The following is a 586-nucleotide window of genomic DNA, read 5'->3' as shown; positions in this document are numbered from 1 at the left end:
GGCGTGCCCCGCTGGAAGTGATGAGCTGGACGAGATCGTCATCCGCGGCGGGCCTCATGTCACTGGTCGACATAGTTCACGCAACCTTCACTGGCGGTTCCCCCGGGTTTCGGCGGATGCCGGACAATGTCCGGGCCCCCTTGCCCAGACCTTAAAGTGACGATACTCACATGATTCAAAGAGTACAACCAGCCGGAAAATCATCGAGCAAAATGCTCTGTTTGCCAAAGGCTGTCCGTGCTAACCTTGCGCATTATGCACCCGCTGGATGGCACCGACACCCGCCTGCTGCTCGCCCTGGCGGCGGATCCGCGAAGCACTGTGGTGGCGCTGGCGCAGAAGCTCGGGCTGTCCCGCAACACGGTCCAGGCCCGGATGGCGCAACTGGAGAAGCGCAACGTCTTCCTCGGCTTTGGCCGCCGCATCAATCCGGCCGCCCTCGGCTATACGCTGGCCGCCTTCATCCACGTCCATGTGCAGCAGCAGAAACTCGCCGGCATCACCGAGGAACTGTCAGCGGTTCCGGAGGTGCTGGAGGCCTACGGCCTGACCGGAACGGCGGACATCCTGGTCCGCGTGGTTTCCG

1 protein-coding gene is annotated in these 586 nt (G+C 63.0%); it reads left to right on the top strand.

Features of this window, described 5'->3' with window-relative positions:
* Positions 1-255: 255 nt before the first annotated feature.
* Positions 256-586 (top strand): Lrp/AsnC family transcriptional regulator (locus tag AC5RVV_RS17875; protein ID WP_494002693.1); only part of this gene is annotated, 331 nt, incomplete at its 3' end.

The sequence above is a fragment of the Arthrobacter sp. MDT2-34-1 genome (assembly GCF_059091365.1).
The sequence above is the reverse complement of the archived record's forward strand: the minus strand, read 5'-3'. Positions and strand labels throughout refer to the sequence as shown.